Raw genomic sequence first — 25,186 nt, forward strand, 5'->3', positions numbered from 1 at the left:
GCTCCGATCATCCGTGTCGTCCGAGGCCGGTCAGAAGTCGTCGGGGAGGGTGCCGGTGTTCAACCACTGTTCCGCCGCGTCCCGGATCTTGTCCGGGTCGACCTTCTCCCCCTTCTGGCACGGGTCCTGCCTGACGGTCCTGGGGTTGAAGGTGACCCAGACGAGGTCGATCGGTTTCTGCAGCCCCCCACCGCTCAGCGTGGACGTCGAGACCTGCAGGCCCGGCTCGCCCGGGTCCTTGACCTTGATCTCGCAGGGATCCCCCGTGGGGGTGTTGTCGATCGGGCCGCCTACGGGGATGGACGGCGCGCTGCTGTAGGTGGCGGGAATCCAGGTCGAGGGCGCCGGCCCGCCGCCACCGCCGGAACCGCTCCCGCCGCCGCCGACCACGGGAGCTCCCGGCATCGGCAGCAGGGGGATCGGATTGTCCAGCACCTCGGTCGGGACCGTCACCTCACCGTCGGGGCCGATGAAGTGGCAGATGCTGTCGATGTCGCTCCCGTCGCACGCCTCCTCGGGGTGGGCACTCACCCATTCCTCCAGCGCCTGGTCGGCGACCGGGTCGTCGGCGGAGGCCTGCGCGTCGACGTTGACACGTGAGAAGTCGGGCCCGTTCGGGAAGAGCGCCGGGAACTCGTGGGCCATCCAGGTGGCCAGCGCCCTGCCGATCGCGACGGCCCCCACCTCGTTGGGGTGGAAGCTCTCCTGGTTGATCTTGAAGAGCTTGAACTGCCCCAGCAGCCGGTAGCGGGGCCTCAGCCCGGTGAAGTACGGCTCCACCTGGCCGAGCTCGTGGCCGGCCACCACGCTGCTGCCGTTCGGTCCCGCCGTGTTCGGGTCGAACACATGGACGTTGACGCTCGGGTACCTGGCGCGGAACCGATCGACCGCGTCCTTGATGGCCTTGTTCACCTCGGTGGCGAACGGATACATCAGGTCCAGGGTCGGCCCGGCGATCTGCTTGATGTCGCCGTTGCCGGACTGCTTGATGGCCAGCGGGTAGAGAGCCACGACGAGATCCGCCTGCTGCGCCACGTTATGCGTCTCCACCAGGCCCTGTTCGACATTCGCCGAGACCTGCGGCATCCGCTTCAGCAGCCGGCCCACCTCCAGCCGGACGGCGGTCATCTGGTTGTGCACCCAGCTCGACGGCCTCAGGATCCCGTCTTTGTAGTACACCTTCACCGCGGTCTCCAGCAGCGAACCGAAGCCGGCGTCGTTGCCGCCGAGCCCGAAGTAGACGATCTTGGTGTCCGCCGGGATGCCCTGGAGCTGGGGCGCGTTCCGTAGCTGCGCCGGGTCGGGTTTGTCGTCGTTCTCGTACTGCGGCTGGGTGAGGTGCTTGGTCTTGGCTCCCGACGAGGCGTTGAAGACGAACGTGTCGCCGCCCCACGTGGTGCGTATCTGGGTGGGGTCGAGCGTGTACGTCCCGACGGGATAGCGGCCCGATTCCAGGAAGGCCCATGCCGCGTGAAGGGGCGCCAGGCCGGATATGTGCCGCCAGTCGTCGAGGCCGTCCGGCTTCGCCTTCCAGTAGATGCTGTTCCTGCTCGCGCCCTCGCCACCCGTGTAACTGTCGCCGACCCCGGCGATCGTGTACGCCTCCAGCGTCGTCGGAGGGGGCGTCGGTGGCGGCGTCGGCTGCACGGTGGGCGGGGAGAGCGTCGGGGGGACCGGCTTGAACGTCGGTCTGGTCGGGGGCGTGGTCGGCACGGGGACCGGCGGCCCGGCGCTTGCCGGAGCGCTGACCAGCACGGCCGCGGAGAGGGCGGTCACGAGCCCGATCAGGGCCAGCCGCCCGAGGGTGCGCCATCTCCGGAACCGGCGGGGAAGTCGCATGGACGAGCCTTCCTGTTGCTGCGATGGAAAGGGGGCGCGCATGTGCTGCCCGCATCATCCGCCGCCGGTGGGATCGCTAACATCAGGTGTCGTCCACCCGACCACCCCGACATCTGCCGATGGGTCCGACGGAGCTCGGCGTCCTCGCCGGCCAGGAGCTCGTGCGCGGGGTCAGCCGCCGGTGTCAGGGGCCGGTCGGTCCTGGAGGAGGCGGGTGTGGCTGTTGGAGAGGTGGACGCGGGCCGCCGCCCGCGCCGCGTCCGCGTCCTGCCGGGCGATCGCCCCGTAGATGTTCTCGTGCTCCGCCACGATCCCGGCGAAGCGGCCGCCCGGGTCGAGGCGGTCCCGGGGAACGACGATCATGGACGGGCCGAGCGACGAGACCAGGTCGGCGAAGTGATGGTTGCCCGTCGCCAGGGCGATGCGCAGGTGGAAGCGGTAGTCGGCGTTGACCGCCGTGCTCGGGTGGTCCGCCGCCCCGGCGAACGCGTTCAGGGCCTCGCGCAGGTCCGCGAGCTGTGCGTCCGTGCGGCGGCGGGCGGCCGGGGCGGCCGCCCCCCCCTCGAACGCGGTCCGGAACTCCAGCAGCCCCGCCACGTCCTCCAGCGTCGCCTCCCCGCCGGGGCCGGTCGGGAAGCGGTTCGTGGAGGGACGGGCGAGGACGAAGCTGCCCCGGCCGTGGTGCGTCTCGACCAGCCCGGCCGCCTGCAGCCGGGAGATGGCCTCGCGCACGACGGTCCTGCTCACGCCGTACGTCTCGACCAGGCTGCTCTCGGTCGGCAGGCGCTCGCCGGGCCGGACCACGCCCTCCCTGATGCGGGCCGTCAGGGTGTCGACGAGGCGCTGCGTGCGGTTGGTCATCGGGTTACCGGCCGCCGAACTCGCACTGGTCGGCGGTCCACTTGCGGGCCTGCTCGCTCAGGGTGACGCCGAGGCCGGGCCGCGAGGGCACCAGCATGCGGCCGTCGCGGATCTCCAGGCGCTCCTCGAACAGCGGCTCCAGCCACTCGAAGTGCTCCACCCACGGCTCCAGCGCGTACGCCGCGGCGAGGTGCACGTGGATCTCCATGGCGAAGTGCGGCGCGAGCTGCAGCCGCTGGTGCTCGGCGAGGGCGGCCAGGCGCAGGAACGGGGTGATGCCGCCGATGCGGGGCGCGTCGGGCTGGATGACGTCGGCGGCGCCCGCGCGGATGAGCTCGGCGTGCTCGGCGACGCTGGTCAGCATCTCGCCCGTCGCGATCGGCGTGTCGAGGGAGGCGGCGAGCGCCGCGTGGCCGGCGCTGTCGTAGGCGTCGAGCGGCTCCTCGATCCACACCAGCCCGTACGGCTCCAGCGCCCGGCCGAGCCGCTGGGCGGTGGGGCGGTCCCACTGCTGGTTGGCGTCCACCATGAGGGGGACGGCGTCGCCGAGGTGCTCGCGGACCGCGGTGACGCGGGCCAGGTCCACCCGCGAGTCGGGGTGACCGACCTTGATCTTGATGCCGCCGATGCCGCGCTCCAGGGCGGCGGTGGCGTTGTCCAGGACCTGCTCGACCGGGGCGTGCAGGAAACCGCCCGAGGTGTTGTAGCAGCGGACGGAGTCGCGGTGGGCGCCGATGAGCTTGGCCAGGGGGAGGCCGGCGCGCTTGGCCTTGAGGTCCCACAGCGCCACGTCGATGGCGGCGATGGCCTGCGTGGCCAGGCCGCTGCGCCCGACGGACGCACCGGCCCAGACCAGTTTGTCCCACAGGCGGGCGATGTCGCTGGGGTCCTCGCCGAGCAGCTCGGGGGCGATCTCGCGGGCGTGGGCGTACTGCCCGGGGCCGCCGGCGCGCTTGGAGTAGCCGAACCCGACGCCCTCGTGGCCGCTCTCCGTCCCGATCTCGGCGAACAGGAACGCGATCTCGGTCATCGGCCGCTGCCGCCCGGTGAGCACCTTGGCGTCGCTGACGGGGGTGTCGAGGGGGAGGTAGGCGGAGGACAGCCGCACCCACGTGATGCGGTCGGAGGCAGACATCATGCCAGTCATCATACGACTCGCCATGTTGTCGGACAACTCACGTTCTCACGAGTTCGGCGAGGGGGAGGCGGAGGAAGGTGATGGTCTCGTACGCGGAGAAGCCGCCCGTCTCGAACAGCAGCCCGACCGTGTCCGCGTCCACCCGCGCCAGGTCCGAGTAGGCGGCGGGCAGGCCCGACACCGTGTACGCGGGACGCCAGGTGACGCCGTCGTCGCCGCTCACGCGCACGGTCATCACAGCCCGCGCGTCCGGGGCGGCGGGGCCGGACAGGAGGAGCACGCCCGGGTCGTCCCAGGCCAGGACGCTGCACTCCACGACCGGGCACACCACGCCGGCCTGGGGGCGGAACGGCAGCTCCAGCGTCTGCCCGCCGTCGGCCGAGTACGCGTCGGCGCGGGCGCCCGGCGCGGCGGAGTCGGTGCGGCAGTTGAGGTAGAGGCGGCCGCCGGGCAGCTCGGCGGCCGTGGTCTCGTTGACGTTGACGTACCCGTCGGGGTTGTCGTCGGTGTAGCCGATGCGCCAGGTGGCGCCGCCGTCGTCGCTGAGCAGGGCGTGCCCGCCGTTGTACCTGCCCTCGGTGCCGTTGTCGGCGCCTGTGGGCGGGAGCGAGTGGTTGCCGGGCACCGCGATCCGGCCCGCGTGCGGCCCGTGCCGCAGCTCGACGGCGTGTCCGGGGCCCGTGGCGTACCACCGCCACTCGGGGCGCTTGACGCCGGCGGTGATTTCGCGGGCCTCCGACCACGTGGCCCCGTCGTCGTCGCTCGTCTGGACGTACACACGCCGGCCGTTCGCGGCCGGGACCTGGCCGCGCCGGATCTTGTCCTCCGTGGCGTCGGCGGCGTTGCGCACGTGGAGGAGCACGACGCGGCCGTCGCGGGTGACGACCGGGGCGGGGTTGCCGGCGGTCCCGCCGCGCGGCTCGCGCGCCACCACCTGGAGCGGGCCCCACGTCGCGCCGCCGTCCGCGGAGCGCTTCAGGACCAGGTCGATACGGCCGGCGTCCCCGGCGGCGTCGCGCCGCCCCTCGGCGAAGGCCAGGACGGTGCCCGCGGCGGTGACCACGACGGCGGGGATGCGGAAGGTGTGGTAGCCCTCGGTGCCGGCCCGGTACGGCACGGAGGTGGAGGTGCCGGCGCGGTGCGGCACGGAGGCGGGGTGGGCGTCCATGGGCGTCCTCTCACGGGTGGCTGCTGACGCAGGCGGTGTCGGCTGCGTGGACGCAGCATGATCGCCGCCGGGCGAGGCCGCCGGGTGGACGCGGGGGGACGCGCGCGTGAACACCCCGGGGAAGGGACTCCCGGGCCCCTACCCGGCGGGCCGTACGGGCGTGGCCTGGCGGCAGGCGCGCACGTAGTCCACGACCAGCGGGCGGCGGTCGCCGGCGCGCCAGGCCAGCGCCAGCCGGGACGGCGAGATGCCGCGCACCGGGCGCGTCACCACGCCGCCCAGCGTCAGGAGGGACGCGTTGCCGCTGGCCAGCAGGCAGACGCCCCGGCCGTCCACCAGCGCCTCGTAGGTCTCGGCCGTTCCGGCGATCTCCGCGCCGACGCGCACGGGCCTGCCGTCGCGGGCCTCCGTGGCCAGCCAGTAGTCACGCAGCGGGCCGGCCGTCTCCGGCAGGGCCAGGAACGGCTCGTCCAGCAGCTCGGCGAAGTCGACGACCTCGTGCCCGGCCAGCCGGTGGGTCTCGGGCATGGCCACCACCCGCGGCTCCTCGGCCACCACCGTCCAGGTGTACCTCTCAGCGTCCGGGATCGGCAGCCAGACGAACGCCACGTCGGCCGAGCCGTCCGCCAGCCCGGCGGTGGAGTCCTCCCAGCCGACCTGCCGCAGCCTGACCGTGGCCTGGGGGTGCAGGGCGGTGAAGCGGGACCTGATCGCCGGCAGCATGCCGCCCCGCCCCGGGCTGGTGCTCATGCCCACGACCAGGGTGGCGCGCTGCTCGCCGCTGACCCGGGCCACGGTCTCCCAGGCGGCGTCCCACTCGGCGAGGACCCGCCGGGCGTGCGGCAGCAGCGCCGCGCCCACCGGGGTGAGCCGCACGCCCTGGGCGGCGCGTTCGAACAGCGGCGCGCCGAGCTGCCGCTCCAGCATCCTGATCTGCTTGCTCAGCGCCGGCTGTGAGACGAACAGCCGCTCGGCCGCGCGCGTGAAGTGCAACTCCTCGGCCGCCGTCATGAAGTACCGCAGATCCCGCCCGTGCACGTCCATAACCATCAGTTATCACGCTTGCTCTTGGACGCGGACCCCGGCCCCCCGGCAGGGTGGATCACGTACGGAGCACTCCCTGTGAGAGGAACCCTGATGAACAAGGTCTGGCTGGTCACCGGCGCGAACAGCGGCTTCGGCCGGGCGATCACCGAGGCGGCCGTCGCCGCCGGCGACGTGGTCGTGGCCACCGCCCGCCGGGTGGCGACCCTGGACGACCTGGTGGCGGCGCACCCCGACCAGGTGGAGACGCTGCCGCTGGACGTCACCGACGCCGCCGGTGTCGAGGCCACGGTGCGGCAGGTGGCGGAGCGCCACGGGCGGATCGACGTGCTGGTCAACAACGCGGGCCGCAGCCACGTCGGCGCCGCCGAGGAGACCACGGACGCCGAGCTGCGCGCGCTGTTCGACCTGCACGTGTTCGGCCCCGCCGCGCTGGCGCGGGCGGTGCTGCCGCACATGCGCCGCCGCCGCTCCGGCGCGATCGTGCAGCTCAGCAGCATGGGCGGGCAGATGTCCTTCGCGGGCTTCGCCGCCTACAGCGCCACGAAGTTCGCGTTGGAGGGCATGTCGGAGGCGCTCGCGGCCGAGGTCCGCCCGCTGGGAATCAAGGTGCTGATCGTGGAGCCCGGCGCCTTCCGCACCTCCCTGTTCGCCAACATCACGGCCAGCGACCCGATCGCCGACTACGACGACACGGTCGGTCCGACGCGGCGGATGGCCGAGACCGGCGACGGCACGCAGCCGGGCGACCCGGCCAAGGCCGCGGCGGCCATCATCACCGCCCTGGAGGCCGAGGACACCCCGTTGCGGCTGCCTCTCGGAGACGACGCCGTGGACGCGATCGTCGGCCACCTCGACGCCGTCCGCGCGGAGATCACCGCCTGGGAGAAGGTCGCCCGCGACACCCGTCTCGGCTGAGGACCGGGTGACCATGATCGCCGCCTGAGGGCAGCCTGCCTCCATGACCGATGAGGGGCTGGTGCTGCTCATGGCATGGGCGCAGTTGCTCACCCGGCTCGACGTGCCCGCCGCGCGGCTGGCCCCGCTCAGCGACCTCTACGAGCCCGGCCCCCGGCGGCGGTAGCGTCACCAACTCTTGGGGCCCACGAGGGACCCGGCCGGTCGACCCGCCAGGCGGGCGCTCCTAGCGTGGTGGGGGACAGGCGAGGGAGTCCGGAGAGGGGAGGCGGCGATGTTCGTCCAGGTCTTCCAGGGGCGGGTGGCCGACGTGACCGAGGCCCGCCAGGCGCTGGACCGGTGGGCCCGCGATCTGGCACCCGGCTCGCACGGCTGGCTCGGCACCACCGCCGGCGTGACCGCCGACGGCACGCTGGTGGCCGTGGCCCGGTTCGAGTCGCGGGAGGAGGCGCGGCGCAACTCCGACCGGCCCGAGCAGACCCAGTGGTGGATGGAGACCGCCAAGCTGTTCTCCGGCGAGGTGGCCTTCCACGACTGTGACCAGGTGGACGTGTACCTGCGCGGAGGGTCCGACTCGGCCGGGTTCGTCCAGGTGATCGAGGGGCGGGTCCGCGAGCCGGAGCGCGTGCGGGAGGTGCTGCGCCGCAGCGAGCCGGACCTCGACGGGTGCCGGCCCGACCTCATCGGCGGGCTGGCGGCCGTGTCCGCCGACGGCGGGTACGTCGAGACCGCGTACTTCAGCTCCGAGGAGGAGGCGCGGCAGGGGGAGAGCAAGGAGCCGCCGGCGCGGCTGCGCGAGGCGTTCGAGGAGCTGATGGGGCAGTTCGAGGGCGCGCCGGTCTACCACGACCTGCGCGAGCCCTGGTTCTACTCGCCCTGACCCCGCCGTCCGGTCCTTGATCAGCGGCTTCGCCCGCCGCGCCGTCTCCGCCGCCCGCGGAGGAGGTTTCGCCGCCCCGCGCCCGGAAAGACGAGGCGCGAGGTCAGTGAAGAACGTCCGCGTGACGGCAAGAGGTGGAAGGGCGGCCCAGGTGGATCAGGAGTTGGAGTCCGGGAAGGAGCGCGCCGACCGCAACTTCGTCGAGTTGCTGCAGGGCGCTCGCGTGGCGGTGACCGGGGTCCAGGTGCTGTTCGCCTTCCTGCTCACGGTGCCGTTCTCGCCGGGGTTCGTCCGGCTCGGGGAGGGCGACCGGCGGCTGTTCTACGTGGCGCTGGTCAGCGCGGCCGTCGCGTCCATCTGTTACATCGCGCCGGCGACGCAGCACCGGGTGCTGTTCCGGCAGGGGCTGAAGGAGACGCTCGTGCGGCGCTCCAACGCGTACGGGATCGCCGGTGCGCTGGCGCTGGCCGTGTCGATGACCGCGGCGACCATGCTGGTGGTGGACTTCCTGTTCCACAGCGCGCTCGGGATGGTCACGGCCGGGGCCGTCGCGCTGCTGGCGGTGTGGGCGTGGTTCGGGCAGCCGGCGCTCGACCGGTCCCGGGCGGCGGAGGACGCCGGCGACGCCGGCAGTCCCGGCGACACGCCCTCGCGCAGGCGCACCGGGGGATGACGAACGGCCCGCGGCACCGTATAAGGGGGAGGACGCGTCTTGCGCGCCCCCGCTCACCGCGGCCGGCGGCGAGACGAGCCGAGGGTGGCCCAGCCGCCGTGCCCCGGGCCGGCGCGGCGGCGGCCCCCACGCCTTCCCCCTGAGGACCCACGCCTCCCCCCGAGGCTCCCGGGTCGCCACCGGGGCTCCCGGCCCGTGACGCATGCCGTACGGGATGCGGGGTAACGGACCCGGAAGCACCTGTCACCAGGGGAAACACACCGGGGGGAATCGTGGCAGAGCAGAACCGGCCCGTCGAGGGTGAGCACAAGTACCAGCAGCACATCGACTCGACGGAGGAGCACGAGGAGAGGCCCGGCCGCAGCCTCGTCACCACCGACCACGACGTGATCCGCCAGTGGGCCGAGCACCGCAAGGCCCGTCCCTCCACGGTGCCGGGCACGGAGCACGAGGGACACCCCGGCGTGCTCAGGTTCGACTTCCCCGGCTACGGCGGCGGCGACCTCCAGGAGATCTCCTGGGACGACTGGTTCAGGACGTTCGACGAGCGGAAGCTGAACTTCATCTACCAGGAGCACACGAAGGACGGCAAGGAGAGCAACTTCTTCCGCCTGGAGAACCCGGACCGCGAGGACGCCTGACGACAGGGCCTCGTGGCGGTGAACGGCGGTGAACGGCGGTCCACGGCCGGGCCGGCCCGGTGCGCTCAGGCGCGCCGGGCGACCTCGCCGGCCAGCCGGTCGAGCGACTCGTCCAGCATGCCCCGCACCTCCGAGCGCCGCTCCTGCGACGTCTCCTCCTCGGGCTCGTCGAGCAGCGAGATGTGCACGGTGACCTCGCTGGCGCCGTCGCCCCGGTCGGAGACCTGCAGCCAGCCCGCGTAGCCGGGGTGGTCGCGCCCGCCCCACTCCACGCGCAGCTGGTCCTTCGAGGCGCCGAACAGGCCCTCGTGCTCGCCGTCGCCCGGCACCACGTCGCCGGCCGCCTCCACGGTGCCCGCGCCGCTGTCGCGCACGATCAGCCCGTGCGGCAGCCACTGGTTGACGAGCCCCACGTCGGAGGCCACCTCGAAGACCGTCGCACTGGTCGCGGGCATCTCTCGCGTCGCTTCGTACTCTGCCATCTCGACACCCCCGCCCCGGCCCTACCCGCCGCCCGCGGGGGCAAACGATCTACGTGGCCGGGGCGGCCTCAGGCGGTCGCCCGGTCGTCCAGGTCGCGTGCCCACGGCGGGTCGGCGCCCGCGACCGCGCACGTCAGGGCCGCCACCCGGGCGGCGAACGCGGCGGCGTCGGCGGCCGTCTCCAGGTCCAGCCCGTCCAGCCGGCCGCCCAGCAGGCCCCGGTCGCCGAGCCGGTGCAGCAGCCCGGCGGTGAACGCGTCGCCCGCGCCGACCGTGTCCACGACCGTGACCCGCGGCGCCGCGACCTCCGTCCGCGCGCCGTTCAGCGAGACGAGCGCCCCGGCGCCGCCCCGGGTGACGATGACCAGCGGCGCCCCGGCGGCGTGCCAGGTGTCGCAGACCCGCTCCACCGGCTCGTCCGGGGCGAGGAAGGCGAGGTCGTCGTCGCTCAGCTTGAGGATGTCCGCGAACGCGCACCAGCGCGGCACGTCGTACGCCTCGCGCGGCGCCAGGCTCGGCCTGACGTTGGGGTCGATCGACACGGTCGCGCCGCGGCTCGCCGCCCCCGCCGCGAACGCCTCGACCGCGTCGCGGCCCGGCTGCCTGACCAGGGCCAGCGAGCCGGTGTGCAGGCACGACGCCCCGCCCAGGTCGCGGGAGGCCAGCTCGGCGGACGTCCACGCCCAGTCGGCGGCGCCCTCGGCGTGGAAGCCGTAGGCGGCCTGGCCGCGCTCGTCGAGCGAGGCGACCGCGAGCGTGCTCGGCTCGGCGGCGTCCACGCACGCCGTCAGGTCGACGCCCGAGGAGGCGAGCCGGTCGCGGAACAGCCGCCCGAACACGTCGCCCGACAGTCGCCCCAGGAACCTCGTGGGCGTGCCGAGCCGCGCCAGGGCCACGGCCGTGTTGGCGGGGCCGCCGCCCGCGTGCACCCGCAGCGTCAGCTCACCGGCCGCAGCGTCAGGCCGGCTCCCCGGCCCTTGCGGCCGCTCGGGGCCGGGCCCGTGTTCGGCGAAGGCGTCGGCCACGCACTCGCCGAGGACAGCGATCATCGGATCTTCCTTTCCGCCACGGTGCCGACCGGTCACGTCTCCCAGTGTTGCCGATTCGTTACGGGGCGAAAGCATTGACGTTTCCAGGCTCGGAGTTCATCATCGCAACACAGCCAATGTCAACGTTGACATGTGTCAACGATGACATTGCGTTAGCCCTGATAGTACGATGAAAACCGAGACCACTCTGTTAGGAAGCCACCATGAAAGCAAGGCTCTCGGCCGGTCTCCTGGCTGCCGCACTGCTGGCAGCCGGATGCGGCGGCAACAGTGGGGGCGGCGGCCAGGAGGCCGGCGCCGCGAAGGTCGGACTCATCACGAAGACGGAGACCAACCCGTTCTTCGTGAAGATGAAGGAGGGCGCCGAGAAGGCCGCCAAGGCCGACGGCATGGAGCTCATGACGGCGGCCGGCAAGTTCGACGGGGACAACGCCTCCCAGATCACCGCCATCGAGAACATGGTGGCCGCCGGCGTCAAGGGCATCCTCATCACCCCGAGCGACACCAAGGCCATCGTCCCCGCCATCAAGAAGGCCAGGGACGCCGGTGTCGTCGTGATCGCGCTCGACACGCCGACCGAGCCGCAGAGCGCCACGGACGCGCTGTTCGCCACCGACAACCTCAAGGCCGGCGAGCTGATCGGCCAGTACGCCAAGGCGGCGATGGCCGGCAAGCCCGTCAAGATCGCCACCCTGGACCTGGCGCCCGGCATCACCGTGGGCCAGCTCCGCCACGACGGCTTCCTGAAGGGCTTCGGCATCGCCCAGGGCGACCCGCGGATCGTCTGCTCGCAGGACACCCGCGGTGACCAGGCCAAGGGTCAGACCGCGATGGAGAACTGCCTGCAGAAGGCGCCCGACATCAACCTCGTCTACACCATCAACGAGCCCGCCGCGCTCGGCGCCAACACCGCGCTCAAGGCCGAGGGCCGCGACAAGGACGTGCTCGTCGTCTCCGTCGACGGCGGCTGCACGGGCGTCAAGGCCGTCCAGGCCGGGCAGATCGCCGCGACGTCGCAGCAGTACCCGCTGAAGATGGCCGAGCAGGGCGTCAACGCCGTCTCCGCGTTCGCCAAGAGCGGCAAGAAGCCCTCCGGCTACACCGACACCGGCGTCACGCTGATCACCGACAAGGCGGTCCCCGGCGTCGACGCCAAGGACACCGCCTTCGGCCTGGCGAACTGCTGGGGCTGACATGGCCGTCATGCAGGCGACGCTGACGCGCCGCATCGTGTCCACGCCCACCGCGGGGCCCCTGGCGGCGCTCGTGCTGGCGTGCGTGTTCTTCTCCCTCAAGAGCGACCAGTTCCTGACCGGCGGCAACTTCTCGCTGATCATCCAGCAGGTGATGGTCGTGGGCACGCTGGCCATCGGCCAGACCCTCATCATCCTGACCGCGGGCATCGACCTGTCGAACGGCGCCATCATGGCGTTCGGCGGGATCGTGATGACCAAGCTGGCCGTGGACAGCGGGCTGCCGCCGCTGCTCGCGATCGCGGCCGGGCTGGTCGTGTGCGCGGCCTTCGGCCTGCTCAACGGCCTGCTGGTGATGAAGATCAACCTGCCGCCGTTCATCGTCACACTGGGCATGCTGAACGTGGTGTTCGCGCTGACCCACATCTACTCGCAGGACCAGACGGTCACGAACCTGCCGCCCGCGATGACGTACCTCGGGCAGACCTTCCGGATCGGCGGCACCAACGTCACCTACGGGTCGCTGCTCACCATCGTGCTGTTCCTGCTGTTCGCCTACCTGCTCGGCCAGACCGCCTGGGGCCGTCACGTGTACGCGCTCGGCAACAGCGCCGAGGTGGCCCGCCTCACCGGCATCCGCACCAACCGGCTCCTCGTCGGCGTCTACACGGTGGCCGGTCTCGTGTACGGCATCGCGGCGCTGCTGCTGGTGTCCCGTACGGGGGTCGGCGACCCGCAGGCCGGCCAGACCGACAACCTCGACAGCATCACCGCGGTCGTCCTCGGCGGCACGAGCCTGTTCGGCGGGCGCGGGACCGTGCTGGGCACGCTGATCGGCGCCCTCATCGTGGGCGTCTTCCGCAACGGCCTCCAGCTCATGGGCGTACCGTCGATCTATCAGACCCTCATCACCGGCATCCTGGTGATCCTCGCCGTCACCGTCGACCAGCTCTCCCGCAGGAGGACCCGATGACACCCGTGCTCCAGGCCCGCGGCCTGGTCAAGCGCTACGGCCACGTGACGGCGCTGGACGGCGCCGACTTCGAGCTCATGCCCGGCGAGGTGCTCGCGGTCATCGGCGACAACGGCGCCGGCAAGACCAGCCTCATCAAGGCGCTGACCGGCGCCCTCCAGCCGGACGAGGGGGAGATCCTTCTCGACGGCGAGCCAGTGCGCTTCCGCGACCCCCTGGAAGCGCGCAGGCACGGCATCGAGACCGTCTACCAGGACCTCGCGGTCGCCGCCTCGCTCGACATCGCCACCAACATGTTCCTCGGCCGCGAGGTGCGCAAGCGCGGGCCGCTCGGCACGGTGTTCCGGATGCTCGACAAGAAGCGCATGCGGGAGGAGTCGGCCGAGCACATGGCCAACCTCAAGATCGGGCTGCGCTCCCTGACCCAGCCCGTCGAGTCGCTGTCCGGCGGGCAGCGGCAGGGCGTGGCCGTCGCCCGCGCGGTGGCCTGGGCCTCGCACGTCGTCGTCATGGACGAGCCCACCGCCGCGCTCGGCGTCAAGGAGTCGGGCCAGGTGCTCGACATGATCAAGCGGGTCCGTGACCGCGGCACGCCGGTCGTCCTGATCAGCCACAACATGCCGCACGTCTTCGAGATCGCCGACCGCATCCACGTCCAGCGGCTCGGCCGCCGGGTCGCCCAGATCAAGCCGGGCGACCACAACATGGCCGAGGTCGTGGCCATCATGACCGGCGCGATGACCGTCTCCGACGGCAAGGCGGTGGTCGCGGATCAGGACGCCGCGGAGGCCATCGGCCTGTCCTGACGCCACTACCATGGTCGGAATGCGGCGACCCACGATGGCAGACGTCGCCCGCGAGGTGGGTGTCACGGCCAAGACCGTGTCGCGGGTGCTCAACGACGACGGGCCCGTCGCGGTCGAGACGCGCGAGCGCGTCATGGAGGCGGTCCGCAAGCTCGGCTACCAGCCCAACCTCATGGCGCGCAACATGCGGGTCGGGGCGCGCGACGCCGCGATCGGGCTGGTCATCCCCGAGATGGGCAACCCGTTCTTCGGCACCGTCGCGGGCGGCGTCGAGAGCGCCGTCCGCCCGCGCGGCCTGACCCTCATCGTCGGCTCCTCCAGCGAGACGGCCGAGCTGGAGCGGTCCCTGATCGCCACGTTCCTGGCGCGGCGGGTCAGCGGGCTCATGGTGGTGCCGTCGTCCGACGGCGACCACCGCTACCTGCGCGCCGAGCGGGTCGCCGGGCTGCCCATCGTCTTCCTCGACCGGCCCGCCGTCGGCATGGCCGCCGATCACGTGGTCAGCGGCAACCGCGAGGGCGCCCGGGACGGGGTCGCCCACCTCGTCGCCCACGGGCACCGCCGCATCGGCTTCGTCGGTGACCTGCCCGCCGCCCTCTACACCCGGCGCGAGCGCTTCCAGGGCTACCGCGACGCGCTGGAGGCGGCGGGGCTGCCGTTCGACCGGGCGCTCGTCGAGAGCGGCCACGACCAGGGGGCGGCCAGCGCGGCCGTGGCGCGGCTGCTCGCGCTGCCCGCCCCGCCGACGGCGCTGTTCGCGGCCAACAACTTCGCCTCCATGGGGGCGGTCGTCGCCCTGGCCCGCGCGGGGCGGCGGGACGTGGCGCTGGTCGGGTTCGACGACCTGCCGCTGGCGGAGGTGCTGGAGCCGCCGCTCACGGTCGTCGCCCAGGACCCGGCCGCGCTGGGCACGGCGGCGGCGGAGCTGGTGCTGTCGCGCCTCGACGGCCTGCCCTCGCGCGCGGCCCGCCGCGAGCTGATCCCGACGCGGCTCATCGCCAGGGGCTCGGGCGAGCTGCCCCCGGCCCGCTGACGTGTCCAGGCGGTTCCGCGACCAGGGGTGGCGGCTGTGGCACTTCGCCCGCGAGATCCTCGTGCGCTGCCCGCGCTGCGACGGCCGCGCGTGCGTGGCGGTCCACCCCGGCCACCGTGAGCGTCACGCGCACGCCGTGGGATGGCTGACGGCTCCGCACCGGCTGAGCTGCGGCGGGTGCGGGCGGGTCGCCGACTGGGCGCCGGGCCGCTGGGAGCCGGGCCGGGGCGACGCGTACTTCACCGCCGGCGGCCCCTACGTGGTGCCGCGCCTGGGCGGCCCGGAAGACCCGTACTTCGGGCTGCCGCTGTGGCTGCGGCGATCCTGCCGCGGCGGCCGGGTGCTGTGGGCGTACAACCTCGCGCACCTGGACGTGCTGGAGGCGTACGTGGCCGCGCCGCTGCGGGAGCGGCCGGTGACCGCGGGGTCGCAGACGATGCTGGAGCGGCTGCCCGCCTGGATGAAGGCGGCGGAGCGCCGCGACGAGGTGCTGGCGGCCATCCGCTCGCTCCGTTAGCGGTCGCGGGTGGGTCAGGGGGAGACGGCGCGTATGAGCAGGCCGGTCAGTTCCCGGCCCGCGTCCTCCCCCAGAGGAGCGTGGTCCAGCATCAGCCGGTACCACAGGACGCCGTACACCACGTCGATGAGCAGCTCCCGGTCCACGTCCGGGGGGATCTCGCCGCGGGCGGCGGCGCGGTCGAGGATCCGCCGCAGCGCGGCGCGGCGGCTGAACAGGAACCGGTCGCGGAACGCCTTGGCGAACTCGGGGTCGAGCAGCGCCTGCGCCATCAGGCCGGTCAGCACCGAGCGCAGGCCGCGCTCGCGGAACGTCGCGCCGATGAACGCGTCCAGGTCGGCGGCCAGCGTGCCCTCGTCCGGGAGGGTGATCGAGGTCTCGGCGCGGTCGATCAGCGCTTCCAGCACGACGTCGGCCTTGGAGGACCACCAGCGGTAGACCGTCTGCTTGCCCACGCCGGCGCGCGCGGCGATGCCCTGCATGGTGAGCGCCGCGTAGCCGTGCTCCGCCAGGTCGAGCATCGCCGCGGCGAGGATCGCCTGCCGTGCCGCCTCACTCCGTGGCCGTCCCCGGCTCCGCTGGTCCGTCATGACGCCACTTTACAAGACGCGATGTCTCGGATTACGCTTCTTCTATATCGAGACGCTGTGTCTAGAAAAGGGGTGCGCGATGCGCGTTGTGATCATGGGTGGGACGTCGGGCATCGGCCTGGCCGCGGCGGAGCTGCTGGCGGCGGACGGCGCCGAGGTGATCGTCACCGGCCGCGACCCGGAGCGGCTGGCCGCGGTGAAGGACCGGGTGGCGCTGGCCGAGGCGGTGGACGGCACGGACGAGGAGCAGGTCGCGGCGTTCTTCGAGCGGACCGGCCCGGTGGACCACCTCGTGCTGGCGTTCAGCTCGGGTGGGGGCGGCATGCGGCCGGCCACCGAGACAGGGGCCGACGACGTCCGCTCGGCCTTCGAGGGCAAGCTGTTCGCCTACCTGTCCGCGGTGCGGCACGCCACGGTGACAGGGTCGATCGTGTTCATCTCCGCGGCCAGCGCGCGGGCGGCGCTGCCGGGCACGGTGACGCTGGCCGCGGTCAACGGGGCGATCGAGCGGATGGTGCCGCCGCTGGCCGCCGAGCTGGCCCCGGTCCGGGTCAACGTCGTGTCGCCCGGCGTCATCGACACGCCTTGGTGGGGCTTCCTGCCGGAGGAGGCGCGGGCGGCGCAGTTCGAGGCGATGGCGAGCGGGCTGCCGGCCAAGCGGGTGGGCCGTCCGGACGACGTCGCCGCGGCCATCCGCTACCTCATCGACGCGACGTACGTGACGGGCACGATCCTGCCGGTGGACGGCGGCTTCACCGTCGCCTGACCCTTCTTCCGGGGGGAGCGCGCTCCCCCCGGAAGAGGTGTTACGGGCGGAGGCCGGCGAAGAGGTCGTCCTCCTGGTCCGGGGCGTCGACCCGGCTCTGGACGCGGGTGAACGCCTCGTGCGAGAACGCCTCCTGCTGCGTCTGCTCCGGCATGTTGAGCAGGAAGATGTTGTCGCCCTGGCTCTCGTGCGCCCGCAGCGCCTTGAGCTTGCGCTCGACGTACGGCGCGACCTCGACGACGGTCGTCACCAGCTCGTCCGGGGTGCCGAAGTCGTCGGAGGGCCGGAAGTCGCCGAGGTCGAGCCCGCTCTCGGCCATCATCTCGAACATCCGCCGGATCGAGGCGCGGGGGATCGCCGTGTAGTAGAGCTTGTCGGGGATGCCCGTCGCCTCGACGGCCGCGACGGCGACGCGGTGGGTCTGCACGTGGTCCGGGTGGTTGTAGCCGCTGCCGCCCGTCTCGTCGTACGTCACGACGACCTGCGGCCGGTAGCGCTCGATCAGCTCGGCCAGCCGGGACGCGGCGGCCTCGACCGGGACGTTGGCGAACGCCTCGGGGTGCCGGTTGGCCTCCCAGCCCTCCATGCCGGAGTCGCGGTAGCCGAGCAGCTCCAGATGGTCGATGCCGAGGTGGGCCACGGACTCGCGCAGCTCCGCCAGCCGCCGCTCGGCCACCGCCGCGTCGTCGTGGCCGGGGTCGCCCGGCTTGACGCCGCCCGGGCCGTCGCCCTGCTCGCCGTTGGTACAGGTGACCAGGACGGTGCGGATGCCCTCGTCGGTGTAGCGGGCGAGGATGCCGCCGGTGCTCAGGCACTCGTCGTCGGGGTGGGCGTGCACGGCCATGAGGGTGAGTTGCCGATCCATGGGAGCGACCCTACTCTCCGGCGCCGACAACCTGTGGCCGGCAACCTGTGGCCGGCGGACGGCGGGATGCGGGGTGCGGGACCCGCCGGCCGTGCGGGCCCCCGTCAGAGCCGTGCGGGCCTCCGTCAGAGCCGGGCGGCCTGGCGCACGGTCAGGGCGTCGAGCAGGCCGGGGAACGCCTCGTCCATCTCGGCGCGGCGCAGGGCGTTCATCCGGGACGTCCCCACGTAGTACTGCCGGATGAGGCCCGCCTCGCGCAGCACCTTGAAGTGGTGGGTGGCGGTGGACTTGCTGACCGCCATGTCGAAGGTGCCGCAGGCGAGGTCCCGGCCGGCGGCGTCGAGCTGCGTGACGATGCTGCGGCGTACCGGGTCGACGAGGGCCTCCAGCACCTGCTGGAGCTCGACCTGCGACACGTCCGGATGCGGCGGTGTGCGTCCCATGGACCCCATGGTACGACACCCATCAAAGTTTGACAGTCATCGTACTTATGGCCCACAGTGACTCCCGTACAGGAGTGACGAGAGGACGAGGACATGGCCAGGACGGTGCGCTTCCACGAGCTCGGCGGGCCCGAGGTGCTGCGGCTGGAGGACCTTGAGCCGGGGGAGCCGGGGCCGGGCGAGGTGCGGATCCGGGTGGAGGCGATCGGGCTCAACAGGGCCGAGGCGCTGTTCCGGAGCGGCCGGTACATCCAGCCGGTCAAGCGGCTCCCCTCCGGGCTCGGCAACGAGGCGGCCGGGGTGATCGAGGCGGTCGGCCCGGACGTGACCGGGTTCGGGGAGGGGCAGGCGGTCAGCGTCCTGCCGTCCTTCTCGCACAACGACTACGGCGTGTACGCCGAGCGGGCCGTCGTGCCGGCGAGCGCGCTCGTGCCCCGCCCCGACGGCGTGGACGCGGTGGCCGGCGCGGCGGTGTGGATGCCCCATCTCACGGCCTACGGGGCGATGGCCGAGGTGGGCGGCGTGCGGGCGGGCGACACGGTCGTGCTGACCGCGGCCTCCAGCAGCGTCGGTGTGGCCGCGATCCACACGGCCGGCCGCCTGGGCGCGACGCCGGTCGCTGTCACCCGCACCTCCGCCAAGAAGCGGCGGCTGCTCGACGAGGGCGCGGCCGAGGTGATCGTCGCCGAGGAGGAGGACGTCGCCGGACGGATCCTGGAGCTGACCGGCGGCCGGGGCGCCGAGTACGTCTTCGACGCCGTCGCCGGACCGGGCGTGAGCGAGCTGGCCAGGGCCGTGGCCCCCGGCGGGACGCTGTTCCTGTGGGGCGCGCAGAGCGGGCAGCCGACGCCGTATCCCGCGTTCGACCTGGGCATGCCCGCCCTCAACATGCGCACGTACACGATGCTCGAAATCACCCGGGACCCCGCGCGGCTGCGTCGCGCGGTGGCGTTCATCACCTCGGGCCTGCGTGCCGGCACCCTCCGCCCGGTCGTCGACCGGCTCTTCCCGCTGGAGGAGATCGTGGAGGCGCACCGGCACATGGAGTCCGGCGCCCAGTTCGGCAAGATCGTGGTGACCACGGCTCGCTGACCAGGCGGGAGCTAGCTAGCCCGCCAGGGGACGGCGGACCACGGCCGCGCCCAGCGGCGCCAGCTCGACCTCGCCGCCCACCGCCGCCCCCGTGAGCAGGTCCGTCCCGTCCACGGGCACGGTCGCGCCGCGCTCGGCGTCGTGGTTGAGGAGGAACACGTACTCGTGCTCCCCGTCCGCGCGCACCGCGCACTCCACGTACGCGGGGACGCCCTCGAAGCGGTTCGCCACGCCGGCCTGCCGCACCGCGTCGAGCACCACCGCGTCGAAGGCCGCCCGCTCCAGCAGCGTCGCGACGTGGTGCTCCGGTGGTGATGCCGCTGCGCCAGTACTCCGGCGAGCCGGAGAACAGCCGGTCGGGGGAGGGGACCGGTCAGGGCAGGGGGAGCGTGGCGGCGGCGCCGGCGGCGGCCTTGGCCAGGCTTTCGGCGCCGCCGGGGCCGGTGTCGCCGTCGGCGAAGGTGACCGTGTGGCGGAAGCTCAGGGACTGGCCGGGCTCGACCGGCCGGACGGTGTCGAAGAACGGCGCGGGGCAGACGCAGGCGAAGACGCCGGTGCGCACGAACCACCGCACCGCCTCCTCACCGGTCTCGGGCGTGTCGTCGGTGAAGACGAGCGTCGAGCTGCCGCCCGTCTCGTCGTGGTCGCCCGCGTAGGCGAGCCATCCGCCGCGCTCGCCCATCATCTCGTCGCCGCCCGTGCGGCCGTCCATGTAGACGCGGCCGCCGCTGAACGAGCGCGGTCCCCGCCAGAACAGACCGCCGTAGCCGGCGTTGGGCCGCCCCTCGGTCGTGGGGCTGCCGATCGGCACGGTCGCGCCGGAGACGTTGGTGAACGCGGTGGCGTAGGCGAGCGTCCAGGTGCCCTGCGCCTCGTCCACGGTCGCGGCGAACGCGCGCCGCTCGGTGAACCACGTGTCGCCGGTGCTCGCCACCCAGTCCAGCGTCTCGCCGACGGCGACGCGGTCCCGGCCGGTCTCGACGGCCGTCTCGATCGAGGTGAAACCGGTGTGGACGGTGGAGCCGTTGTTGTCCTCCTGGGCGTAGCCGCGGTCGCGGTAGTAGGTGGGGCCGCCCCAGAAGTTCTGCGCGCCCACGTTCGGCAGCGACCAGGCGATGCCCTTGTGCCAGACGTGGTCCCACGGCCGGTAGAGCGACACGGTCCGGCCGGACAGCGTGCGCAGCGGGTGGAAGTACGGCCGGGGCGACTCCAGCCGGGCGTCCCACGGTCCGTAGACGTACCGGAACAGCTCGACGCCTCCGGCGGTCAGCCGCAGGGAGCGGTCGTGCTCGTCGGTGATCTGGAGCCGGTTCGCGGGCTCGGTGACGGTCAACGTCCTTGCCTTTCGTCGGGTCGGGTGAGCCAGGGGACTCGGCCGCCGCCCATCGAAGCGTGGAACGGCGAGCCTTCGGTGATCTGGCCGCGGGCGACCTCCTCGCCGGTGAAGGCGGAGGCGTAGATCGCGGCGATGAGCTCCAGGGTCTGCCGGGCGTCGACGGAGGCGACCGGCGGCGCCGCGCCGGTGCGCAGCGCGTCGATCACGGCCTCGAACTGGGCGGAGTGCCCGGAGGGCCGGCCCTCCGGCAGCGCCTTCCAGCGGGCGGCCACCTCGGGGTCCCCGCCGGGGGCGGGGGTGAGGCGCCACGCGTCGTCGCCGTAGCCGTACAGGTGCTCCAGCTCGACCGTGGCCCGCTCGAAGTCGAAGCGCAGGTGGCTGGTCTCCCGCGCGGACAGCAGGCTGTTGACGGCCACCACGGTCGCGCCGCTCTCCAGCGTCACCGTCGCCACCGACAGGTCCTCGGTGTCCGTGGCGCGCGCCTTGCGCTCGGCGACGGCGCGGACCGAGGCCCAGGGGCCGGCCAGCGACAGCAGGAGGTCCATCTGGTGGATGCCGTGCCCGAGCGTCGGGCCGCCGCCCTCCGATTCCCAGGTGCCGCGCCACGGCACCTCGAAGTAGGAGTCCGGGCGGAACCAGAGCGTGTCGCACAGCGCCAGGCGCAGCGGGCCGTACTCGCCGCGGGCGATCGCCTCGCGCACGGCCACGGCCCGCCCGCCGAAGCGGTGCTGCGAGACGGTGGCGAAGAAGCCGGGGCTGCGGGCCTCGGCCGCCGTGATCTCGTCGAACTCGCGCAGCGACAGCGCCGGCGGCTTCTCCGACAGCACCGACCAGCCGCGCTCCAGGACGGCGATCGCCTGCTCGCGGTGCAGCGCGGGCGGGGAGCACAGGTGGACGACGTCGCACTCGGCGTCCTGCAGCAGATCCTCCAGCCGCGTGTACGCGCGGGGGATGTCCCACGTGCGGGCGAACGCGGCGACGCGGTCGGCGTCCACGTCCACCGCCGCGACCAGCTCGGCGGCGCCGTCCATGCGGGCGAGGTCGTCGGCCTGCACGCCGGCGATGCCGCCGCTGCCGACGATGGCGATCCGGGCCGGCCCGGAGTGCGGGGTCATGAATGCTCCTCTTCCTGGCCTTGCCGGGTGGGGACGGGCTCGACGTGCACGCTCACCTCGGTGAGCCGCCGCTCGGCGCCGGTGACCTCGTACACGGGGCCCGTGATCGTCACCGGCAGCTCCGCGACCACGTCGGCGGCCGAGCGGCGGACCGACAGCACCACCTCGCCGGGCTCGACGACCCGCCGCCCGTCCCGGCCGGTGAACGAGAGCAGCCGCGGCGGCACGTCGAAGGCCACCCGCGCGGCCTGGCCCGGCGCCAGCTCGACCCGGGCGAACCCGACGAGCTGGGCGAGCGGCCGGGTGACCGAGGCGATCGTGTCGGAGGCGTACACCTGCACGACCTCCGCGCCCGGCCGCTCGCCCGCGTTGCGGACGGTCACCGCGCAGCGGATGGACCCGCCGGCCGGCACGGTCTCGTCGGCGGCCGGGTCCGCGTAGGCGAAGCGCGTGTAGCTCAGGCCGTGGCCGAAGGGCAGCGCGGGCGCGGGGTCGATGTTGCTGACCGAGCTTGCCGCGCCGAGCCGCGGGTGCAGGTAGCTGTACGGCTGGCCCGACGGCGAGCGCGGCATGCTCATCGGGAGCCGGCCGGAGGGGTTGACCGCGCCGCTGATCACGCGGGCGACGGCCCCCGCGCCCTCCTCGCCGGGGAAGAACGCCTGCACCACGGCGGCGGCCCGCTTCAGCACGTCCGGCACCGCGTACGCCCGGCCGGTCAGGAGCACCACCACCGTCGGCGTCCCGGTCGCGAGCACGGCCCGCGCCAGCTCCGCCTGGGCGCCCGGCAGGTCCAGCGCCTCCACGTCGCAGCCCTCGCCGGAGGTGCCCCGGCCGAACAGCCCCGACCGGTCGCCCAGCACGAGGACCGCCACGTCGGAGGAGGCGGCCAGCCGGGCGGCGGCGGGGATGCCGGCGCGGTCGCCGTCGTCCACGCCCGTGCCCCGCTCGTGGGCCACCTCGGCGTCCGGCAGCTCGGCGAGCAGCGCGGCGAGCAGCGTGGGCGCCTCGATGCCGGCCTCCACCTCGGGGAACTGGGGCAGCACGTGGTTGACGAACGCGTAGCAGCCGAACAGCGCCGCGACGCTGTTGGCGTTCGGCCCGAGGACCGCCACCCGCCTGCCCGCGGCGTCGCCGAGCGGCAGCACGCCGTCGTTGGCGAGCAGCACGACCGACTCCTCGGCGAGCCGGCGCGCCACCTCCCGCGACTCGGGCGGGTCGAGGTCCACGGGGCCGGACGGGACCGGCTCGTAGTCCTCGTCCAGCAGCCCCAGCGCGGCCTTCTGGGTGAGCACGCGGCGCAGCGCCCGGTCCACCAGGTCCTCCGAGACCCGCCCGGACCGCACGGCCTCCTTCAGCGGCTCCAAATAGGCCACGCCGGTGGGCAGCTCCACGTCGACCCCGGCGGTGAGCGCCTGCCCGGCCGCGTCCCCGGCGTCCTCCGCCACGGCGTGCAGGGTGTGCAGGAACGCCACCCCGAAGTAGTCCGCGACGACCGTGCCCTCGAACCCCCACGCGCCGCGCAGCAGATCCGTCAGGTACGTGGGATCGGCGGCGACCGGCACTCCGTCGATCTCCGCGTACGAATGCATGACCGAGCCGGCGCCCGCGTCACGCACCGCCACCTCGAACGGGAACAGCAGCGTGTCCGCCACCTCGCGCGGGCCCGCGTGGACCGGCGCGAGGTTGCGGCCGGCGCGCGAGTTGCTGTAGCCGACGAAGTGCTTGAGCGTCGCGATCACCCCGGCCGACTGGAGCCCCCGCACGTACGCCGCGCCGACGACCGCCACCTCGTACGGGTCCTCGGACACGCACTCCTCGACCCGCCCCCACCGCTGGTCGCGGATGACGTCGAGGACCGGGGCGAGGCCCTGGTGGACGCCCAGCGCCGCCATGCCCTCGCCGATCCGCCGGGCCATCCGCTCCACCAGGACGGGGTCGAACGACGCCCCCCACGCGGGCGGCGCCGGATAGGTGGTGGCCCGCCAGGCGGCCAGGCCGGTCAGGCACTCCTCGTGGGCCAGGGCCGGGATGCCCGGCCGGGTGTGGTCCATCAGCCAGCGCTGCCGCTCGGCCAGCAGCGTGCTCGCCCACCGCGGATCGACGGGCCGGGTGCCGTAGTGGCGGGTGACGTGCCCGAGGCCGTGGCGCGCGAACGTCTCGAACTCGACGTCCTCTCCCTGCATCGCGTCCTGGAGCGGGGCGACGACCCCCTCCTCGCGGTCGACGTTCAGCCATACGCCGACGAGCTGCGCGAGCTTCTCGTCCAGCGACAGACCGGCCACCAGGTCGTCGACCCGCCGCGCCCGGCGGCTCTCCGGGCTGTGCGGCTCAGCTTCCACCGGCGTCCATCCTCATGTGGTCGGCATCTCCGATCAGGCGCGGAGAGAAAGGGAGAGATCGGCAATTTTCCGGTTGACTTTCGGAAAAAGTTACCGTGACATTGCCGTATCGTTACGCTAGGCTCCGGCCTGTAAGCATGTCAATAGCCCGATCTCTCGCAGTCCTGCCTGATCAGCCGCGATCGGCGGGGCGACCTCGCTCGACGGATTTTCCGGAAAGTTGCGTATCGATGGCGACCGCCGGAGAGCGCGCCAACGGTCACAGGAGGTCCCGTGTCACGAGCCACGCTCGCCGACGTCGCCGCCGCCGCCGACGTCTCGGTGCCGACCGTCTCCAAGGTGCTCAGCGGCAAGAAGCACGTCTCGGCCGCCACGCGCGAGAAGGTCCTCGAAGCCGTACGGACCCTCGGGTACGAGGCGCTCCGCCCGGCCGGCGCGCCCCGCGTGGGCCTCGTGGACCTGCTCATCGACGGCCTCGGCTCGCCGTGGGCGCAGGTTCTGATCAGCGGCGCCGAGCGGGCCGCGGCGCGCTGGGGGTTCTCCCTGGTCATCACCTCCTCCGGCCGGCCCGACTTCGACCTGCGCCAGTGGCTCGGCGTCCTGCGCAAACGCGGCACCGACGGGATCGTGCTCGTGCTGTGGCGGGCCGGCCAGGAGGAGGTCGCGGCCATCCAGGAGCTGCTGCACGTGCCCCTGGTGCTGCTCGACCCCGTCGGCCGGCGCGACCCCCGGCTCTCGACGGTCGGCGCCACCAACTGGTCCGGCGGCGTCATGGCGGCCACCCACCTGCTGGAGCTGGGGCACACCCGCATCGGCTTCATCGGCGGCCCGCGCGACACGCAGTGCACGCTCGACCGGCATGAGGGCTACCTCGCCGCGCACCGCACGTTCGGCATCGAGCCCGACCCCGCGCTGACCCGCTTCGGGGACTTCCTCATCGGCGGCGGCAAGGAACGCGGGGGCGAGCTGCTCGACCTGCCCGACCCGCCCACCGCCGTCTTCGCCGGCTCCGACCTGCAGGCCGCAGGCGTCTACCAGGCGGCGGCCGAGCGCGGCATCCGGGTGCCCGGCGACCTGTCGGTCGTGGGCTTCGACGACGCCCCGCTCTGCGAGACCATGTCGCCCGCGCTCACCACCGTCCGCCAGCCGCTCGGCGACATGGCCAACGAGGCCATCCGGCTCGTGGCGGACGAGCTGTCCCATCCCGGCGAGTCCACCGGTACCCGGATCGAGCTCGCCACCAGTCTGGTCGTCCGAGGGAGCACCACACGATGCGTGAGCTGAACCAGGGGAGCTTTCCCGGCGGCACGTCGGTCAGCCGGTTGTCGGTCTACTCCGGCGTCTGCGCGGCCGACGGCCTGGCGGGCGGCACGCCGCACCTGCACACCGCCTCCACCGAGGCGTACGTGGTGATCGGCGGCAGCG

The 25,186-nt window shown here is 73.3% G+C and carries 27 protein-coding genes; 13 read left to right on the forward strand and 14 right to left on the reverse strand.

The window, feature by feature from the left end; all coding sequences use genetic code 11:
• Positions 1-30: 30 nt before the first annotated feature.
• The 5 genes from MTP10_RS25125 to MTP10_RS25145 form a co-directional block, all read right to left on the reverse strand.
• Positions 31-1,839, reverse strand: coding sequence for a hypothetical protein (locus tag MTP10_RS25125; protein WP_310712100.1), 1,809 nt, complete (start codon positions 1,837-1,839; stop codon positions 31-33).
• A gap of 171 nt (positions 1,840-2,010) precedes the next feature.
• Complete coding sequence (locus tag MTP10_RS25130; protein WP_310712101.1) at positions 2,011-2,700, reverse strand: FadR/GntR family transcriptional regulator; 690 nt, start codon at positions 2,698-2,700, stop codon at positions 2,011-2,013.
• A gap of 4 nt (positions 2,701-2,704) precedes the next feature.
• Positions 2,705-3,838, reverse strand: coding sequence for an L-talarate/galactarate dehydratase (locus MTP10_RS25135; protein ID WP_310712102.1), 1,134 nt, complete (start codon positions 3,836-3,838; stop codon positions 2,705-2,707).
• Positions 3,839-3,875: 37 nt separating this feature from the next.
• Entirely contained in the window at positions 3,876-5,006 is a 1,131-nt protein-coding gene (locus MTP10_RS25140; protein ID WP_310712103.1) for a sialidase family protein, read from the reverse strand.
• A 138-nt stretch (positions 5,007-5,144) separates the two neighbouring features.
• On the reverse strand, positions 5,145-6,044 hold the full coding sequence (locus tag MTP10_RS25145; RefSeq protein WP_310712104.1) for a LysR family transcriptional regulator: 900 nt from the start codon (positions 6,042-6,044) through the stop codon (positions 5,145-5,147).
• Between the two features lie 99 nt (positions 6,045-6,143).
• On the opposite strand from MTP10_RS25145, the gene MTP10_RS25150 reads away from it, so the two are divergent.
• From MTP10_RS25150 to MTP10_RS25170, 5 genes are all read left to right on the forward strand, one after another.
• A complete protein-coding gene (locus MTP10_RS25150) occupies positions 6,144-6,968 on the forward strand; it encodes an oxidoreductase (RefSeq protein WP_310712105.1) in 825 nt (274 codons plus the stop codon).
• Positions 6,969-7,011: 43 nt separating this feature from the next.
• Positions 7,012-7,134 (forward strand): hypothetical protein, encoded by a 123-nt coding sequence (locus tag MTP10_RS25155; RefSeq protein WP_310712106.1) that lies wholly within the window; start codon positions 7,012-7,014, stop codon positions 7,132-7,134.
• Positions 7,135-7,242: 108 nt separating this feature from the next.
• Positions 7,243-7,848, forward strand: coding sequence for a hypothetical protein (locus MTP10_RS25160; RefSeq protein WP_310712107.1), 606 nt, complete (start codon positions 7,243-7,245; stop codon positions 7,846-7,848).
• Positions 7,849-7,999: 151 nt separating this feature from the next.
• A complete protein-coding gene (locus MTP10_RS25165) occupies positions 8,000-8,521 on the forward strand; it encodes a DUF6328 family protein (RefSeq protein ID WP_310712108.1) in 522 nt (173 codons plus the stop codon).
• A 272-nt stretch (positions 8,522-8,793) separates the two neighbouring features.
• The gene (locus MTP10_RS25170) at positions 8,794-9,162 is read left to right on the forward strand and encodes a hypothetical protein (RefSeq protein ID WP_310712109.1); all 369 of its coding nucleotides are present in this window, start codon (positions 8,794-8,796) and stop codon (positions 9,160-9,162) included.
• Between the two features lie 65 nt (positions 9,163-9,227).
• On the opposite strand, the gene MTP10_RS25175 is transcribed toward MTP10_RS25170, so the two are convergent.
• The gene (locus MTP10_RS25175) at positions 9,228-9,644 is read right to left on the reverse strand and encodes an SRPBCC family protein (protein ID WP_310712110.1); all 417 of its coding nucleotides are present in this window, start codon (positions 9,642-9,644) and stop codon (positions 9,228-9,230) included.
• A 68-nt stretch (positions 9,645-9,712) separates the two neighbouring features.
• Positions 9,713-10,693 (reverse strand): carbohydrate kinase, encoded by a 981-nt coding sequence (locus MTP10_RS25180; RefSeq protein ID WP_310712111.1) that lies wholly within the window; start codon positions 10,691-10,693, stop codon positions 9,713-9,715.
• A 203-nt stretch (positions 10,694-10,896) separates the two neighbouring features.
• On the opposite strand from MTP10_RS25180, the gene MTP10_RS25185 reads away from it, so the two are divergent.
• From MTP10_RS25185 to MTP10_RS25205, 5 genes are read left to right on the forward strand one after another with little or no spacing between them, the layout of a single operon-like run.
• A complete protein-coding gene (locus MTP10_RS25185) occupies positions 10,897-11,886 on the forward strand; it encodes a sugar ABC transporter substrate-binding protein (RefSeq protein WP_310712112.1) in 990 nt (329 codons plus the stop codon).
• Position 11,887: 1 nt separating this feature from the next.
• Entirely contained in the window at positions 11,888-12,859 is a 972-nt protein-coding gene (locus MTP10_RS25190) for an ABC transporter permease (protein ID WP_310712113.1), read from the forward strand.
• Positions 12,856-13,665, forward strand: a complete 810-nt coding sequence (locus MTP10_RS25195; RefSeq protein ID WP_310712114.1) for an ATP-binding cassette domain-containing protein — start codon at positions 12,856-12,858, stop codon at positions 13,663-13,665. Before MTP10_RS25190 ends, MTP10_RS25195 begins: the two co-directional genes overlap by 4 nt.
• 19 nt (positions 13,666-13,684) lie before the next feature.
• Complete coding sequence (locus tag MTP10_RS25200) at positions 13,685-14,698, forward strand: LacI family DNA-binding transcriptional regulator (protein WP_310712115.1); 1,014 nt, start codon at positions 13,685-13,687, stop codon at positions 14,696-14,698.
• A gap of 1 nt (position 14,699) precedes the next feature.
• Positions 14,700-15,215 carry a hypothetical protein gene (locus MTP10_RS25205; protein WP_310712116.1) on the forward strand — a complete coding sequence of 172 codons (516 nt, stop codon included), beginning with the start codon at positions 14,700-14,702 and terminating at the stop codon, positions 15,213-15,215.
• Between the two features lie 14 nt (positions 15,216-15,229).
• Here the strand turns inward: MTP10_RS25205 and MTP10_RS25210 are convergent, their stop codons facing one another.
• On the reverse strand, positions 15,230-15,805 hold the full coding sequence (locus tag MTP10_RS25210; protein ID WP_310712118.1) for a TetR/AcrR family transcriptional regulator: 576 nt from the start codon (positions 15,803-15,805) through the stop codon (positions 15,230-15,232).
• A 79-nt stretch (positions 15,806-15,884) separates the two neighbouring features.
• Here MTP10_RS25210 and MTP10_RS25215 point away from each other — a divergent pair, with 79 nt between their 5' ends.
• Positions 15,885-16,571: an SDR family oxidoreductase gene (locus MTP10_RS25215; protein WP_310712119.1), complete on the forward strand. Its 687-nt coding sequence runs from the start codon at positions 15,885-15,887 to the stop codon at positions 16,569-16,571.
• 40 nt (positions 16,572-16,611) lie between these two features.
• On the opposite strand, the gene MTP10_RS25220 is transcribed toward MTP10_RS25215, so the two are convergent.
• Together MTP10_RS25220 and MTP10_RS25225 are read right to left on the reverse strand one after the other, a co-directional pair.
• On the reverse strand, positions 16,612-17,436 hold the full coding sequence (locus MTP10_RS25220; RefSeq protein WP_310712120.1) for a PIG-L family deacetylase: 825 nt from the start codon (positions 17,434-17,436) through the stop codon (positions 16,612-16,614).
• Positions 17,437-17,561: 125 nt separating this feature from the next.
• Entirely contained in the window at positions 17,562-17,879 is a 318-nt protein-coding gene (locus MTP10_RS25225) for a helix-turn-helix transcriptional regulator (RefSeq protein ID WP_310712121.1), read from the reverse strand.
• 93 nt (positions 17,880-17,972) lie between these two features.
• On the opposite strand from MTP10_RS25225, the gene MTP10_RS25230 reads away from it, so the two are divergent.
• Positions 17,973-18,971, forward strand: coding sequence for a zinc-dependent alcohol dehydrogenase family protein (locus MTP10_RS25230; protein WP_310712122.1), 999 nt, complete (start codon positions 17,973-17,975; stop codon positions 18,969-18,971).
• A gap of 15 nt (positions 18,972-18,986) precedes the next feature.
• Here MTP10_RS25230 and MTP10_RS25235 read toward each other — a convergent pair whose 3' ends face one another.
• From MTP10_RS25235 to MTP10_RS25250, 4 genes are all read right to left on the reverse strand, one after another.
• On the reverse strand, positions 18,987-19,232 hold the full coding sequence (locus MTP10_RS25235) for a Beta-galactosidase C-terminal domain (RefSeq protein ID WP_310712124.1): 246 nt from the start codon (positions 19,230-19,232) through the stop codon (positions 18,987-18,989).
• Between the two features lie 112 nt (positions 19,233-19,344).
• Positions 19,345-20,304 carry a PmoA family protein gene (locus tag MTP10_RS25240; RefSeq protein WP_310712125.1) on the reverse strand — a complete coding sequence of 320 codons (960 nt, stop codon included), beginning with the start codon at positions 20,302-20,304 and terminating at the stop codon, positions 19,345-19,347.
• Positions 20,301-21,422, reverse strand: coding sequence for a Gfo/Idh/MocA family oxidoreductase (locus tag MTP10_RS25245; protein WP_310712126.1), 1,122 nt, complete (start codon positions 21,420-21,422; stop codon positions 20,301-20,303). Before MTP10_RS25245 ends, MTP10_RS25240 begins: the two co-directional genes overlap by 4 nt.
• Positions 21,419-23,761, reverse strand: coding sequence for a glycoside hydrolase family 3 N-terminal domain-containing protein (locus MTP10_RS25250; protein WP_310712127.1), 2,343 nt, complete (start codon positions 23,759-23,761; stop codon positions 21,419-21,421). Before MTP10_RS25250 ends, MTP10_RS25245 begins: the two co-directional genes overlap by 4 nt.
• A 273-nt stretch (positions 23,762-24,034) precedes the next feature.
• On the opposite strand from MTP10_RS25250, the gene MTP10_RS25255 reads away from it, so the two are divergent.
• Complete coding sequence (locus tag MTP10_RS25255; protein ID WP_310712128.1) at positions 24,035-25,045, forward strand: LacI family DNA-binding transcriptional regulator; 1,011 nt, start codon at positions 24,035-24,037, stop codon at positions 25,043-25,045.
• Positions 25,046-25,186: the final 141 nt, after the last annotated feature.

Source organism: Nonomuraea sp. 3-1Str (assembly GCF_031570565.1).
GTDB lineage: Bacteria > Actinomycetota > Actinomycetes > Streptosporangiales > Streptosporangiaceae > Nonomuraea.